The sequence below is a fragment of the Halorubrum sp. GN12_10-3_MGM genome (assembly GCF_005435235.1).
Lineage (GTDB): Archaea > Halobacteriota > Halobacteria > Halobacteriales > Haloferacaceae > Halorubrum > Halorubrum ezzemoulense.
Window position 1 is genome coordinate 165,928 of the sequence record NZ_SGUB01000004.1, and the last position, 13,282, is coordinate 179,209.

The 13,282-nt window shown below is 69.3% G+C and carries 12 protein-coding genes; 8 read left to right on the top strand and 4 right to left on the bottom strand.

What is annotated here, in order from left to right:
• Nucleotides 1-24 precede the first annotated feature (24 nt).
• The 4 genes from EXE47_RS05240 (at nt 25) to EXE47_RS05255 (ending at nt 3,501) form a co-directional block, all read left to right on the top strand.
• Nucleotides 25-444, top strand: coding sequence for a cobalamin B12-binding domain-containing protein (locus tag EXE47_RS05240; RefSeq protein WP_049931484.1), 420 nt, complete (start codon nt 25-27; stop codon nt 442-444).
• Nucleotides 445-1,620, top strand: coding sequence for a methylmalonyl Co-A mutase-associated GTPase MeaB (gene meaB / locus EXE47_RS05245; RefSeq protein WP_049931485.1), 1,176 nt, complete (start codon nt 445-447; stop codon nt 1,618-1,620). It abuts the gene before it with no gap.
• A 90-nt stretch (nt 1,621-1,710) separates the two neighbouring features.
• Nucleotides 1,711-2,664, top strand: coding sequence for an alpha/beta fold hydrolase (locus tag EXE47_RS05250; protein WP_086215902.1), 954 nt, complete (start codon nt 1,711-1,713; stop codon nt 2,662-2,664).
• 78 nt (nt 2,665-2,742) lie between these two features.
• Entirely contained in the window at nt 2,743-3,501 is a 759-nt protein-coding gene (locus tag EXE47_RS05255; protein WP_049931487.1) for a response regulator, read from the top strand.
• A 30-nt stretch (nt 3,502-3,531) separates the two neighbouring features.
• Here the strand turns inward: EXE47_RS05255 and EXE47_RS05260 are convergent, their stop codons facing one another.
• Nucleotides 3,532-4,050 carry a DUF4442 domain-containing protein gene (locus EXE47_RS05260; protein ID WP_049931488.1) on the bottom strand — a complete coding sequence of 173 codons (519 nt, stop codon included), beginning with the start codon at nt 4,048-4,050 and terminating at the stop codon, nt 3,532-3,534.
• A 456-nt stretch (nt 4,051-4,506) separates the two neighbouring features.
• Here EXE47_RS05260 and EXE47_RS05265 point away from each other — a divergent pair, with 456 nt between their 5' ends.
• Nucleotides 4,507-5,499, top strand: a complete 993-nt coding sequence (locus tag EXE47_RS05265; RefSeq protein ID WP_086215900.1) for a TIGR00269 family protein — start codon at nt 4,507-4,509, stop codon at nt 5,497-5,499.
• Nucleotides 5,500-5,565: 66 nt separating this feature from the next.
• On the opposite strand, the gene ftsZ is transcribed toward EXE47_RS05265, so the two are convergent.
• The 3 genes from ftsZ to EXE47_RS05280 all read right to left on the bottom strand — a co-directional run bounded on the left by ftsZ (nt 5,566) and on the right by EXE47_RS05280 (nt 7,844).
• Entirely contained in the window at nt 5,566-6,816 is a 1,251-nt protein-coding gene (gene ftsZ, locus EXE47_RS05270) for a cell division protein FtsZ (RefSeq protein ID WP_137708078.1), read from the bottom strand.
• A 4-nt stretch (nt 6,817-6,820) separates the two neighbouring features.
• A complete protein-coding gene (locus EXE47_RS05275) occupies nt 6,821-7,000 on the bottom strand; it encodes a ribbon-helix-helix domain-containing protein (protein WP_006111915.1) in 180 nt (59 codons plus the stop codon).
• A 214-nt stretch (nt 7,001-7,214) separates the two neighbouring features.
• Nucleotides 7,215-7,844 carry a zinc ribbon domain-containing protein gene (locus EXE47_RS05280; RefSeq protein ID WP_094579591.1) on the bottom strand — a complete coding sequence of 210 codons (630 nt, stop codon included), beginning with the start codon at nt 7,842-7,844 and terminating at the stop codon, nt 7,215-7,217.
• A gap of 178 nt (nt 7,845-8,022) precedes the next feature.
• On the opposite strand from EXE47_RS05280, the gene EXE47_RS05285 reads away from it, so the two are divergent.
• The 3 genes from EXE47_RS05285 to EXE47_RS05295 are packed head-to-tail and all read left to right on the top strand — an operon-like array spanning nt 8,023 to nt 13,084.
• Nucleotides 8,023-8,505, top strand: coding sequence for a hypothetical protein (locus EXE47_RS05285; protein WP_049931492.1), 483 nt, complete (start codon nt 8,023-8,025; stop codon nt 8,503-8,505).
• Between the two features lie 18 nt (nt 8,506-8,523).
• Entirely contained in the window at nt 8,524-12,105 is a 3,582-nt protein-coding gene (smc, locus tag EXE47_RS05290) for a chromosome segregation protein SMC (protein WP_137708079.1), read from the top strand.
• Complete coding sequence (locus EXE47_RS05295; protein WP_094520683.1) at nt 12,098-13,084, top strand: ScpA family protein; 987 nt, start codon at nt 12,098-12,100, stop codon at nt 13,082-13,084. Before smc ends, EXE47_RS05295 begins: the two co-directional genes overlap by 8 nt.
• Nucleotides 13,085-13,282: the final 198 nt, after the last annotated feature.

Sequence of the window (13,282 nt, forward strand, 5' to 3'; positions counted from 1 at the left end):
CGGGCACGTGACCCACCATGGGGCATGAGTGCCGAACAGCAGGAGCGGGCCGTCCGGTGTCTGGTCGCGAAGGTGGGGCTCGACGGCCACGACCGGGGCGCACACGTGATCGCGCGGGCGTTCCGCGACGCCGGCTTCGAGGTCGTCTACTCCGGGCTCCACCGGGCGCCCGAGGACATCGTTCAGGCGGCGGTTCAGGAGGACGTGGACGTGCTCGGCATCTCGATTCTCTCGGGCGCGCACAACACCTTGGTCCCGAAGGTGATCGAGGGGCTCGAGGAGTACGACGCGTTCGACGACACCCTCGTCCTCGTCGGCGGGATCATTCCGGACGAGGACGAGGACGACCTGAAGGAGCTCGGCGTCGCCGAGGTGTTCGGCCCCGGGACGCCGATGGAGGAGACGATCGAGTTCATCCGGAACAACGTTCCGGAGCGCGCGTAGATGGCCGGGCCGGACGCATCCGCGGTCGCCGACGCGCCGACGCTCTCCGAGGCGGACGCCGCGCTCGTCGAGGACCTCCTCGCGGGGAGCCACCGCGCCCTCGCCCGCGTGATCACCAAGATCGAGAACCGGACGCCGGGCTACCGGGCGATCGTCTCCGCGCTCCACGAGCACACCGGCGGCGCGGACGTGGTCGGGATCACGGGCTCACCCGGCGCCGGGAAGTCGACGCTCGTCGACAAGCTCGCCGCCGCCTACCGCGAGCGCGGCGACACGGTCGGCGTGATCGCGGTCGACCCCTCTTCGCCGTACACCGGCGGCGCCGTCCTCGGCGACCGTATCCGGATGGGGTCGAACGTCGGCGACATGGACGTGTTCTTCCGGTCGATGAGCGCGCGCGGTCAGCTCGGGGGACTCTCGACGGCGACCGCGGACGCCGTGAAGGCGCTCGACGCCTTCGGGAAGGACTTGGTCGTGTTAGAGACCGTCGGCGCCGGACAGAACGAGGTGGACGTGGTCCGCACGGCCGACACGGTCGCGGTGCTCGTCCAGCCCGGCTCCGGCGACGACGTCCAGACGCTGAAGGCCGGCATCCTCGAGATCGGCGACGTGTTCGTCGTCAACAAGGCCGACATGGACGGCGCACAGCGGACCGTCGCCGAGCTAGAGGAGATGGTCCACCGCCGCGAGGGCGGTACGACCGGACGCGACGCCGGCCACCACGGCGCGACCTCGACGGCCCCGACCGGCGCCGGGGGCTCGTCGTCCGATCACGGCGACGGCGACCGCGCGGGTGGGTCCGGACACAGCGGGTCCGATCCGCACGCGGGCGATTCCGACGGGTCGTGGACGCCCGACGTGTTAGAGACCGTCGCGAACACCGGCGAGGGCGTGGCGGCGCTGATCGAGACGTTCGACGCGCACGCGGCCTACCTCCGGGAGTCCGGTCGGATCGCGGCGACGGAGCGGCGCCGGTACGCCGAGGAGATCCGCACGCTCGTGCGGGCGGACGTGGGGTCGCTCGCGACCGCCGAGATCGAACGGCACGGCGGGATCGACCGGCTCGCGGAGCGCGTCCGCGACCGGGAGACGGACCCGTACGCGGTCGCCGAGGCGATCGTCGGTCCGATCGCCGACTGCGTCGACGAGGCCGCGGACGGCGACGCCGGCGACTGACGGGCGGTTCCCCGAACGCCCGGCCCGCTCCGAGGGGCGGTGTTCCGCCGCGTCCCACGAGTATAAGTCGCCAGCGAACCAACAGTTTGTATGAAGCTCAGGAACCTCCTCGGCGGCGCCGTCCTCGGCGTCGGCGCGCTCGCCGCGCTCAACACCGGCCTCCGCTACGAGGGCGAACTGGAGCCCCCGCTCGACGGCGACGACGGCCTCTTCCGCTGGCGCGGGATGGATGTCGCGTACACCGAGGCGGGCGATCCGGACGACCCCGACCTCGTGTTGCTCCACGGGATCAACGCCGCCGGTTCCTCCGGCGAGTGGCGCGCGGTGTTCGACGACCTGGCCGACGAGTACCACGTTGTCGCGCCCGACTTCCCGGGGTACGGCCGCTCCGACCGGCCGCCGCTCCGGTACTCCGCGGCGCTGTACGAGGACTTCGTTCACGACTTCCTCGCCGAGTTCGACGAGCCCGCGGTCGTCGCCTCCTCGCTGTCGGCGGCGTACGCGGCCGCCGCGGTCGACGACGGCGACGCGGACGGCGGGGTCGAGCTGAGCGGCTTCCTCGCCGTCTGTCCCACCGCGACCGCGGGGCCGAGTCCGGCGAAGGGGTGGCTCCGCGAACTGCTCCGCGCGCCGCTCGTCGGCCGGGCGCTGTTCAACGCCATCACGGCGAAGCCGTCGATACGGTACTTCAACGCCGACCACGGCTACGACGACCCGGCGAACCCGAGCGCGGAGTGGACCGACTACGAGTGGCGCACGACCCACGTCGAGAACGCGCGCTTCGCGCCCGCGTCGTTCGTCTCCGGGACGCTCAACAGCGAGATCGACCTCGCGGCCGCGCTCGCCGACCTCGACGTGCCCCCGACGATCGTCTGGGGCCGAGAGGCGACCGTGAGCCCCCTGACGGACGGCCGCGAACTCGCGGACGCGGCCGACGCGCGCCTCGTCGTCTTCGACCGCGCGCGGCTGCTCCCGCACGTCGAACACCCCGACCGCTTCGTCGAGACGGTCGAGGAGGCGCTCGTCGCCGGCGCGACCGCGTAACGACCGGTCTCGTCCGCGATTCTCAGCCCTGAATATCGAACGGTCACGGATAAGTACGCCACTCCCCGAGGACTCGCAATGACGGACACGTTTCGCCTCCTGTGCGTCGACGACGAACCGGGGCTGGCCCGGCTCGTGGCGACGCACCTCGAACGAGACGACGACCTCGGCTGCGAGACGGCGGCCGAGACGGACCCCCGCGAGGCGCTCCGCCGCGTCGAGCGCGAGTCGTTCGACTGCGTCGTCAGCGACTACGACATGCCCGGCCTCACCGGCGTCGAACTGCTCTCGGCGGCGCGCGAGGCCGAGCCGGAGCTCCCGTTCCTGCTGTTCTCGGCGACCGGTCCCGACGAGATCGCGGCCGAGATGGTCCGCGCAGGCGTCAGCGACTACGTCTCGAAACACGGGGGCGCGGACGGTTACACCGCACTGCTCCGCCGCGTCAAACGCGCCGAGGCGGGCGAGCGCGGGCGCCTCGACGCCGGCTTCGACGACGGCCGTCCCTCGGACGTCGCGCTCGACGGCGTCTGTACCGTGGGACCGGACGGCACCTTCGAGTTCGTCGGCGAGGAGTACGGCGAGCTGTACGGGTACGACCCCGAGGAGCTCGAAGGTGAGCCGTGGCAGCGGCTCCACCCCGCCGACGAAGTCGAGCACATCCGCACCCACATCATCCCGGCCGTGACCGGCGGCGAGCGGTGGAGCGGGACGAGCACGGGGCTCCGGGCGGACGGCAGCCGGTTCGCCGAGTCGAAGATGGTGAGCACCACCGCGGACGACCGGCTGGTCATCTCGGTGTCGCCGCTCGACGCCGTCGGACGCGCCGCCGACGACTGAGCCAACCCGCCGCCGGCTCGCGACGGCTCCTCACTCGTCGCGGCGGACGTACAGCGTCTTCTCGCAGGCCGCGTGGACCCCCCCGTCCTCGTCGACGAGCGAGACGAGGTACTCGCGGTCGGTCGACTCGCCCGGGTCGAGTTCCTCGCGGATCGCCTCGGTTTCGTTGGACGGCAGTTCGAACTCCGCGTACAGCGTGTCGCGACCCGGCTCGATGAACTCCAGCGCCGCCGACTTGTCCCACACGGTGAACCCGTCGCCGAGGACGCGGCGGAGCATCATCATGTACACCGGGTCGATCGCGGCGTAGATACTGCCGCCAAAGATTGTGCCGACCGCGTTCCGGGTGCGCCAGTTCAGCGGAACCCGGATCCGGACGTACCGCCACCCGGCGGCGATGTGGTCGACGCGCGCCCCGGTCCCCCGGTACGCGGGCAGGAGGTTGAACCCGTACCGCCAGAGCCGGGTCCGGCGGCTCTCCGCCGGCGGGTCCTCGCGAAGCGGTCGCGGGTCGGGATCGCGGTCGACCCCGGTCGGGGAATCGGTCACGCCGATTCGGGGGGTTCCGCCGACAAACCGGTGTCGGAACCGGCGACAACGCGTCCGGGGTTTCACAGAGGAACAGGGAGGAATCCCACGGCTTCAGTCGTGGATCACTGGCGTCTAACACGCGTTTACGCGGATCTCGACGGCGCGTGCCTGCGAGCGGCCGACAGGCCGCGAGGAGCACGCCCGAGGGACGCCGCGAACGCCCGCGGGGCGTGAGCGGGAGCGAGGCGCGACGCGCCTCTGGCAACCGGCGACGAGGCTGGGGAGGCGTGAGGTGCGGGGCCTCGCGGCTGGGGCCTCGGAGGCGGTTTCGACCAATCCGTGTTCCGCCACTCCCGAGCGAACGGTCGGGCTCTCGGAATCGTTTGCGCCGGCGTCGCCGCCGCCCCGTCTCACTACTCTCTTCGCGTAGCTGGCCCGAAACGGGTATCCCCGCGCGACCGCAACCCGACACCGATGGAGTGCGACAAGTGCGGGGCCGACGCGATCCACCACGCCGCCTACTCCGGGGCGCACCTCTGCGGCGAACACCTCCGGCAGTCGGTCGAGAAGCGCGTGAAGCGTCGGGTCCGCGAGGATGGCCTCCTCGACCCGGACGCGACCCCCGACGACCCCGACCGCTGGGTGATCGGCCTCTCCGGCGGGAAAGACAGCGTCGCCCTGACGACGATCCTGGACGACGTGTTCGGGAAGGACCCCCGCGTGGAGATGCTCGCCTTAACGATCCACGAGGGGATCGAGGGGTACCGCGACGCGAGCGTGGACGCCTGCGTGGAGCTGGCCGACGACCTCTCCATGCGCCACGAACTCGTGTCTTACGAGGAGGAGTTCGACGTGCGGATGGACGACGTGGTCGAAGACGACCCCGAGAATATGGCGGCCTGCGCGTACTGCGGCGTGTTCCGCCGCGACCTGCTGGAGAACTACGCCGCCGAGTTCGACGCGGACAAGCTGCTCACCGGACACAACCTCGACGACGAGGCGCAGACCGCCATGATGAACTTCCTCGAAGGCGACGTGCGGCAGGTCGCGAAACACTTCGACGCCTCGCTCGGGCCCTTCGACGAGCGCGGGGACACCGACGCGTTCGTCCCGCGTGCCAAGCCGCTCCGCGACGTGCCCGAAAAGGAGATCGCGCTGTACTGCCACGTCCGCGACCTCCCCACGCACATGGCGGAGTGCCCCCACGCCGAGGAGGCGTACCGCGGCGAGATCCAGTCGACGATCCACGCCTTAGAGGAGAACCACCCCGGCGCGCGCCACTCGATCATGGCCGGCTACGAGGAACTGTCCGCGCTCGCGGCCGACGCCTACCGCGGGGACGGCGAGAAGGGAGACGACGCCGACGGCGAGAGCTCCGCCCTCCGCGAGTGCGAGCGCTGCGGCTCGCAGACGAGTCGCGACGTCTGTCGGAAGTGCCGGCTGCTAGAATCGATCGAAGCCGTCTGAGCGCGGAAGACGCGCGCCGGCGCGTCGGAAAAAGTCGACCGCGGTCGATCCCCGGACGACCGAGGGTCAGCGGATGACGTCGAGTCCGTTGTTCTTCTCGATCTGGTCGCTGCCGCCGTCGGACTCCCAGCCGCGGTCGGTGCTGCCGGAGACCGCCGGCTCGCCCCTGTTGCCCGCGCCGCCTGCGCCGCCCGCACCGCCTGCTGCCTCGTTCGCCTCGGCGGCCCGGGAGCGCGAGTCGCCGAGGTCGTCGGCGTTGACCGCCGCCCGTGACTTGTCGGCCTGCTTCTGGGTGGAGGGGCCGAGTACCTGCGCGCTCTGGACGCCCGTCATGATCGCCATGACGCGCACCTTCCCCTTGTACTCCTCCTGGATGCGTGCGCCCCAGATCACGTTGGCGCTCGCCTCCAGCCGCTCGGTGATGTTGTTCGCGATTCCCTCGGCCTCCTTCAGCGTGAGGTCCGGGCCGCCAGTGATGTGGACGAGCCCGCCGGAGGCGCCGCGGTAGTCGACGTCGAGCAGCGGGTGGTTCATCGCGTCGTTGACCACCTCTTGGGTCTTGTTCTTGTCCTGCGTCTCGCCGACGAGCATGACCGCGACGCCGCCTTGGTTCATGATCGTCGACATGTCCGCGTAGTCGAGGTTGATGAGGCTCGGTTGGGTGATCGTCTCGGAGATCCCCTTCACCGTCTCCGCGATGATCTGGTCCATCACGGAGAACGCCTTCCCGATCGGCAGGTTCGGGACGTAATCGAGCAGGCGGTTGTTGTCGAGGACGATGATCGAGTCGGCCTCGTTCCGGAGGTCTTCGAGCCCCTCTTCGGCTTTCACCGTGCGGGCGCGCTCGACGTTGAACGGGGTCGACACCATCCCGACGACGATGGCGCCCTGCTCTTTGGCGATCTTCGAGACGACGGGCGCCGCGCCGGTGCCCGTGCCGCCGCCCATGCCGGCGGTGACGAAGACGAGGTCCGCGTCGCCGAGCACCTCTTTGATCGTCCCCTGCGCCATCTCCGTGGCGCGCTCGCCCATCTTGGGGTCGCCGCCGGCACCGAGCCCCTGCGTGAGCGACTTGCCCACGAGGATCTTGGTGTCGGCCTCGATCATCTTGAGGTGCTGTTTGTCCGTGTTGATGGCGACGGTGTCGGCGCCGTCGACGCCGATGTTGTACAGCCGGTTGACCGTGTTGTTCCCGGCGCCGCCGGCACCGACGATGACGATCCGGGGGTCCCCGAACTCGTCGTCGTCCATGTCGACGTCCATGTCGCGTTTCTCCGCTTCCGCGTTGTCGAGGGCGTCCTGAACGAGATCTTGCATCAGTTTACACCTTCGCCCAGCTGCGGTTGCGGCCGCGCTCGTCGCGCTCGCCGTCCTGTTCGTTCAACATGTCGCGGACGGCCGACCGGATCGCCTCGCTCCGGTTCGGGAACTCGCCCGTTTCCACCATCTGTTCGACCTCGTCGATCTGCTGTTTCGGGATTCGTAGTGTCACACGCTCCATTGTATTCCCCCGGTAAGACGGCGAACACGCGACGCGTGTGTCTTACAGTCCGGAGCCGCCCGGGCAGGGGGCCGTGCCCCGAGCCGGACGCCCGTTGTAAGACGACCGTCTTACGCAACTCAAATCACCGAGGCTACCAATATAAAACTATCGGACGTTGTAAGACAAACCGCTGAGTCGGTCGATTTCGACGGATTTGAGCGCTTACAACCTGTTACCTGTCTTTCAATACGTCTGCGGCCGGGGTCCGCCGACCGCAGCCAGGGCAGAACGCCCAGTCCGTCCGGATCTCGTCACCGCACTCGCAGAACGCTCTGTGTGACTGCTTTTCTCCGCAGTTCGGGCAGTACACGTGCTCTCGCGGGACGACCTCGCCGCAGCCACCGCAAGCACTTTCGCCCGTCTGCGCCTCACGGTTCCGGGCACCGACGCTATCCTCCGTCTTACGTCCGCCCGAGTCCGCCGCCTCGGCCGTCTCACGCGCCACACTGACGGCCTCCGCCGGCTCGCTCGACCCGGCTGACGGCGCGTCGAGCGTGACGTTTACGTTGACGTCGCCGGCGCCGCCGGGCGCGTACGCGGGTAGACCAGCGCCGTCCGCCGAGCCGAGCCGCTCGTCGAGCGCCGCGTCGAGCCGCTCCGCGATCAGCTCGTCGACGCGGTCCGCGAGGGCGTCGTCGACGCTCCCGGCCGCGGCGTCGGACGCGTCGGACGCGCCGTCCTCCGCGTCGACCTCGTCGAGGTGCGTCCGGAGCGCCTCCCGCATCACCTCGCTCTTGGAGGCGTCACACGCTTCCAGCCGGTCGACGAGGTCGTCGTCCGCCCGGAAGGTGATCTTGCTCATACCGGACTCGTACCGCCGGTCGGTACAAGTATCTTCCCCCGTTGTCTGACACGTTTACCGAATCCGAAATGTTTGGCCGAACGTCGATACGCCGCGGCGTTCGCCCCCGATCGTGGTATTTGGTCACACATGTGTCTGACGCAGATTTATACGCGTCGCGCGAGCATGCGTGAATATAATGAGTAACCGCGTCGAGGACCTCGAACGGCAGGTCGCGGAGCTACAGGCGGCGGTCAACGGGCTCACCGAGGAGCTCGTCGAGATGAAGGAACGCGTCCGACAGCTCGAAGACGAGCGGTCGGTCGCGGTCGAGGCCGACGCCGCCGGCCCGGCGGCCGGCGCCGAGGCGAGTGCGTCCGACGCCGAGCCCGCGGCCGATCGCTCGGCGGGAGACGACCCCGCGGCCGAGGAGGCCGGGGACGACTCGGCGTCCGGCGGCGAGCGGACGACCCACTCCGACGACCACGTCGACGTCTTCGAGTCCGTCGAGGAGTCGTCCGACGGGGCGGACGCGGCCAGCGCGGACGCCGCGAGCGACGGTGAGGACGTCATCGTGCCCGAGCAGTCGGCGACGACGCCCGACGCCGACGCGGCGGCCGAGGAGCCCGCCGAGGACGACGAGGGCGAGTCGAGTGAGGGCGACGACATCATCGTCGCGTAACCGGTCGCCTCCGACCACATGCACATCACTGAAGTCGTTCTGGACGGGTTCAAGAGCTTCGGGCGAACGACGAGAATCCCCTTCTACGAGGACTTCACGGTCGTCACCGGCCCGAACGGCTCGGGGAAGTCGAACATCATCGACGGCGTGCTGTTCGCGCTCGGCCTCGCCCGCACTCGCGGGATCCGCGCCAAGAAGCTCACCGACCTCATCTACAACCCCGGCCACGACGACGGCGAGGCCGCCGACGGGCCGAACGAGGCCTCGGTGACCGTGGTTCTCTCCAACGAGGACGGGACCCTCGACCGGTCGCAGGTCGTCTCCGCGGCCGGCACGGAGAACGTCGGCGACGTCTCCGAGATCACGATCAAGCGGCGAGTCAAGGAGACCGAGGACAACTACTACTCGTACTACTACCTCAACGGCCGTTCGGTGAACCTCTCGGACGTTCAGGATCTGCTCGCGGCCGCGGGCGTGACGCCGGAGGGGTACAACGTCGTCATGCAGGGCGACGTCACCGAGATCATCAATATGACCCCCTACCAGCGGCGGGGAATAATCGACGAGATCGCGGGCGTCGCCGAGTTCGACGAAAAGAAGGAGGCCGCCTACGAGGAGCTCGACACCGTCGAGGACCGCATCGGCGAGGCGGACCTCCGGATCGGCGAGAAGGAGGACCGGCTCGACCGGCTCTCCGACGAGCGCGAGACCGCCCTCCAGTACCAGGAGCTCCGCGACGAGTTAGAGGAGTACCGCGGGTTCCGCAAGGCCTCCGAGCTGGAGGAGAAGCGCGACGCGCTCGCGACCGTCGAGGCCGACATCGACGAGGCCGAGGCGGACCTCGGTGAGCTCCGCGCGGAACTCGACGCCAGACAGGGGAAGCTCACCCGGCTGGAGGAGGACCTCGAAGACCTCAACCACGAGATCGAGACGAAGGGCGAAGACGAGCAGATCGAGATCCGCTCGGAGATCGAGGAGATCAAAGGCGGGATCTCGCGGCTGGAAGACAGGATCGAGTCGGCGGAGTCGCGCGCCGAGTCCGCCGAGAACGACCGCCGGCAGGCGTTCGTCCAGATCGACCGCAAGGAGGAGACAATCGAGGAGTTGGAAGGCGAGATCCGCGAGACGAAAGTGGAGAAGGCGTCGGTGAAATCGGAGTTGGCGACGAAGCGCTCCGAGTTGGCCGACGTCGAGGCGGAGATCGAGGGTGCCGACACCGAGTTCGACGAGCTGAAGGCCGAGCTGTCGGAGAAGAAGGAGGCGATCGAGTCGCTCCGCGAGGAAAAAAACGAGACGCAACGCGAGAAAGACCGGCTGCTCGACGAGGCCCGCCGCCGCTCGAACGCGGTGAGCGAGGCTCGTGAGGAGCTGGAGGAGGCCCGGGAGTCGCTCCCGGAACACAAAGCGCGGATCTCCGAGCTGAAAGGGGAGCTCGACAAGGCCGAGAAGAATCAGGCGACCATCGAGGACGCGGTCGCCGACCTGTTCGCCGAGAAGGCGGAAGCAGAGGAGCGCCTCGAGGCGATCGAGGACACCCTCCGCGAGAAGCAGAACGAGTACGCCAAGCTGGAGGCGGCGGCCGACCAGCGCGGCGACGCCTCGTGGCCCCGGGCGGTCACCGAGGTGAAGAACGGCGGCATCGACGGCGTCCACGGCGCGGTCGGCGAACTCGCCTCTGTCGAAGCCCAGTACGCCGAAGCCTGCGAGACCGCGGCCGGCGGGCGGCTGGCGAACGTCGTCGTCGACGACGACGGCGTCGGCTCGACCTGTATCGACTACCTCAAGCGGCGCAACGCGGGGCGGGCGACGTTCCTCCCCGTCACGGAGATGGACGACCGGAGCCTGCCGCGGAAACCCTCGCTGCCGGGCGTCGTCGATTTCGCGCGGAACCTCGTCGACTACGACGCCGAGTACGAGTCGATCTTCTCGTACGTGCTCGGCTCGACGCTCGTCGTCGAGGACATGGCGACCGCCCGCGATCTGATGGGCGACTACCGGATGGTCACCCTCGACGGCGACCTCGTCGAGAAGTCGGGCGCGATGACCGGCGGCTCCGGCGGCGGCTCCCGCTACTCGTTCACGAAGTCCGGCGGCGGCAAGATCGAACGGCTCGCGACGGAGATCTCGGAACTCGAAGACGAGCGCCGGTCGGTCCAGTCCGAGATCGACGCGCTCGACGACGACATCGAGGACGCGCGCGACCGGAAGGCCGACGCGGCCGAGCGCGTCCGGTCGCTGGAGGCGGACGTCGAGCGCGCAGAAGACGACCTCGCGGAGGCGGAAGCCCGGATCGAGGAGCTAGAGGCCGAACTGGAGGAGCTGGAGGCGGAACGCGAGTCGGTCGACGCGGAGATGACCGCGTTAGACGAGGAGCTGGCGGAGACGGACGCGGAGATCGACGAGCTCGCGGCCGAGATCGACGAGATCGAGGCCGAACTCGCCGACTCGAAGATCCCCGAGCTCTCCGAGCGCGCCGACGAGATCCGCGCCGAGATCGGCGACCTCGACGAGCGCATGAGCTCGCTCGACGGCCGGATCAACGAACTGGAGTTAGAGAAGGGGTACGCCGAGGACGCGCTCGACGACCTCCACGACGACGTCGAGGAGGCCCAAAACGCGAAGGCGGAGGCCGAGGAGGCGATCGCCGACCACGAGGCGGCGATCGAGGAGAGGGAGGCGGAGCTCGAAGCGAAGAAGGAGGCGATCGCCGACCTCGAAGAAGAGCTCTCGGCGCTGAAAAGCGACCGCGAGGAACTCCGCGAGGAGATCCGCGAGGCGACGCAGGCGCGCGACGAGCAGCGGTCGCTCGTCGCCGAGGCCGAGTCGGACCTGTCGGACCTCACCGACCGCCGCGACCGCTTGGAGTGGGAGATCGACGAGTTAGAGTCGCAGGTCGGCGCCTACGAGGCCGACGAGATCCCCGACCTCGACGAGGTGGAGTCGCGGATCGAGGAGCTGGAGACCGAGATGGAGGCGTTAGAGCCGGTGAACATGCTCGCGATCGACGAGTACGAGGAGGTCGAGGCCGCGCTCGACGAGCTCCGGGAGCGCCGGGACGTGCTCGTCGAGGAGCGCGACGCCATCGAGGAACGCATCGAGGGGTACGAGGCGGCGAAGAAGGAGACGTTCATGGAGACGTTCGAGTCGATCAACGACCACTTCGAGGACATCTTCGCGCGCCTCTCGGCCGGGACGGGGGAGCTCGTCTTGGAGAACCCCGAGGACCCGTTCGAGGAGGGGCTGACGATGAAGGCCCAGCCCGCGGACAAGCCGGTCCAGCGGCTCGACGCGATGAGCGGCGGGGAGAAGTCGCTCACTGCCCTGTCCTTCATCTTCGCCGTTCAGCGCCACAACCCCGCGCCGTTCTACGCGCTCGACGAGATCGACGCCTTCCTCGACGCCGTCAACGCCGAGCGCGTCGGCGAGATGATAGAGGAGCTGGCCGAGGAGGCGCAGTTCGTCGTCGTCGGCCACCGCGCGGCGCTGTTGGAGCGCTCGGACCGCGCCATCGGCGTCACGATGCAGGGCGACAACCTCTCGGCGGTGACCGGGATGCAGTTCGGCGACGACGCCGACGAGGAGGTGAGCGCGGATGACTGAAGAGGGCGACGGAGCCGCCGGCGGCGTCCCGGACCTCGACCTGACGAGCGACCGCGACGGCGCGGCCCCGTTCACGGACGACGCGTCCGGAGACGAGGCGGAGTCGACCGGCGCGCCCGATTTGGACGTGCCCGACGTCTCACCGTCGGACGTGCCCGATGTCGCACCGCCGGACGAGACCGACGACGACGAGGTCGAGCCAGTCGAGCTCCTCGTCCAGCTCGCCGAGGAGGGCGAGATCGAACCGTGGGACATCGACATCGTCCAAGTGACGGACGCCTTCTTGGAGAAGCTCGACGAGACGGACCTCCGAACGACCGGCCGGGCGCTGTTCTACGCCAGCGTCCTCCTCCGGATGAAAAGCGACGGCATGCTGGCGGACGACGACGAGGACGAGGAGCCGGAGCCAGAGCCGTGGGAGGTCGCGATGGAGGGCGGCGCGCCCGACCCGGCCGCCGACGGGTTCGACCCGGTCGACAAGCTGGAGGCCGAGATTGACCGCCGGCTCGACCGGAAGAACACTCGCGGGTCGCCGGAGACGCTCGACGAGCTCGTGCGGGAACTGCGCGAGGCCGAGCGCGGCTCGTGGTGGAAGGACTCCCGGGAGTACGACACCTCGGAGTCGCCGCACGGCCACGCCCGCGGCACGCAGACGCTCGACTACCGCGCCGGCGACGAGTTCCGGCAGGACGGCGAGCCGACCGCGGGCGAGGCGACCGACCGCACCCACGACGAGGACATCGAGGAGGTGATCGTGGAGATCGACGGCGTCCTTCGGACGCACTTCGACCGCGGGCGCACGGAAGTGCTGTTCGCGGAGATCGAGAGCGCCGGCGGCCGCCCGTTCATGACGTACCTCGCGCTGCTGTTCATGGCCCACCGCGGCTCGGTCCGCCTCCAGCAGGACGACCTGTTCGGCGATCTCTGGGTGAAGGACCCGTCTGCGATGACCGCCGAGTCGGAAGCGATCGCGGACTAATACGTTTCTAGGGAGGGAACCGTCCCCAGTGATGTCGCCGTTCTGTAGTGAATAGCTGCCCGCCAATCGGCGGCGAACGCCTCCGAAGCCCCAGCCGCGAGGCGGGCAGACGCTCTCTGCGCTCCTCGTCGCCCGTTTCACTCGCTCCTGCGGTGCTTACGTCGCCTCTGCCCGCCTCACGGCTGCCCCTTCGAGTCC